The sequence below is a fragment of the Streptomyces sp. NPDC054847 genome (assembly GCF_053610925.1).
In genome coordinates this window covers 1-1654 of the sequence record NZ_JBSGZJ010000746.1, presented here as the reverse complement: position 1 = coordinate 1654, position 1654 = coordinate 1, and the positions used below count along the sequence as shown (strand labels likewise).

Sequence of the window (1654 nt, the reverse complement as noted above, 5' to 3'; positions counted from 1 at the left end):
GATCACCTCACCGCGTCCGGCGCCGCCGGGCGGGGCGCTGCAGGCGCTGGTGGACGCCACCCACGCGCTGATGGGCGCGCTGGCCGACGACGTGGTGGTGCGGGCCGGGTTCGACCTGAGCGCGGACGTCTCCCGGGCCGGCGGCCCGGACCTGCGCGGGGTGTGGCGGGGCTGGGTCGAGCGGATGCTGCACGACGCCGAGCGGGAGGGGCACCTGGCCGAGGGTCTGTCCTCGCACGGCGCCGCCCCCGCCGTCGTCGCGGCCACCGTCGGCTTCGAGGTGCTCGGCGCCGCCGACCGCGAATGGCTGTCCGCGCCCAGGATCACCGGCTTCTGGGAACTCATGCTGCCCCGCCTCGCCCCCGGCCGGCCCATCGCCCCCGGCCGGCCCGTCGCCCCCGGCCGGCCCGTCGTCCCCGCCGGCCCGCACGACACCACTCCCCAATAGCAGACCATCCGCCCTGTTCCCCCCGCGTTCAGCCGGGCGTCACCCGCCCCCGGCCGCCCGTACTGCCCCACTTTCCCCGTCTCCCGCCCGACGGTTCGGGCCGATGCGGCACCCCGACCGCCACAGAAACAGCACGAACGGTCTCGTATTGACAAACCGGCCGCCCTGTTTTGTACTCGTGGTGTCCGGCTGCTCCGCGGCGGGCCGATGTGTGCCGCGGCCGGTGGGCCGCGGTGAAGGCGTGCGCGATTTCGACACAGGGGAGACGGCGTGGACATCGAAGTGCTGGGCGGGCTGGCGGTCAGGGAGAACGGGGTCCCGGTGACCCCGACGGCCCCCAAACCCCGCCAGGTGCTGGCCCTGCTGGCGCTGCACGCCGACCGGGTGGTGCCGGTGGCGTCGCTCACCGAGGAACTGTGGGGACAACGGCCGCCGCGCAGCGCGCGCACCACGCTGCAGACCTACGTCCTGCAGCTGCGCGAGCTGATCTCGGCCGCGCTGGTCCACGACACCGGGCCCCGCACCCCGCCCCGCACCCTCCACGGCACGCCGCCGGGCCCGGGGGGCGGGCGGCGCAGCGCCAAGGACGTGCTGGTGACCTCACCGGGCGGCTATCTGCTGAACACCTCGGGCGGCACCAGCGACGTGCGCGAGTTCGAACTGCTGGCCGGGCAGGGATACCGGGCGATGGACGCCGGGGACTTCGCCGGCGCCGCCCGCCGGCTGCGGGAGGCACTGGCCCTGTGGACCGGTTCCGCACTGGCCGGGGTGCGGACCGGGGCACTGCTGGAGATGCACGCGCGGCGGCTGGAGGAGACCCGGCTGTGCGCACTGGACCAGCGCATCGAGGCCGACCTGCGCCTGGGCCGCCACCGCGAGCTGCTGGGCGAACTGACCGTCCTGGCCAGCCGCTACCGAACCCACGAGAACCTGCACGGACAGTTCATGCTCGCCCTGCACCGCTCGGGCCGCCGCAGCGAGGCACTGGAGGTCTACCAGCGCCTGCGCGGCGCCCTCGTCCGCGAACTGGGCCTGGAACCCTCCACCGCCCTGCGCCGCCTGCAGCGCTCGATCCTGACGGCCCACCCCGAACCACAGCTCGAGCCCGCCCCCCGCACCGGCGAGCGGCTCACCCCGACCGGCTGACGAAAAACCGGGCACAGCCCGACAGGGCCGGCCGGCCGAGCACCCAGCCCGGCACCGGAC

At 75.5% G+C, this 1654-nt stretch carries 2 protein-coding genes; both read left to right on the top strand.

Annotated elements, in window-relative coordinates:
- Positions 1-448: ScbR family autoregulator-binding transcription factor (locus ACWGH4_RS34920; protein ID WP_453467909.1), on the top strand; the 448-nt coding region annotated here is incomplete at its 5' end.
- Between the two features lie 270 nt (positions 449-718).
- Entirely contained in the window at positions 719-1594 is an 876-nt protein-coding gene (locus ACWGH4_RS34915; RefSeq protein ID WP_453467907.1) for an AfsR/SARP family transcriptional regulator, read from the top strand.
- Positions 1595-1654: the final 60 nt, after the last annotated feature.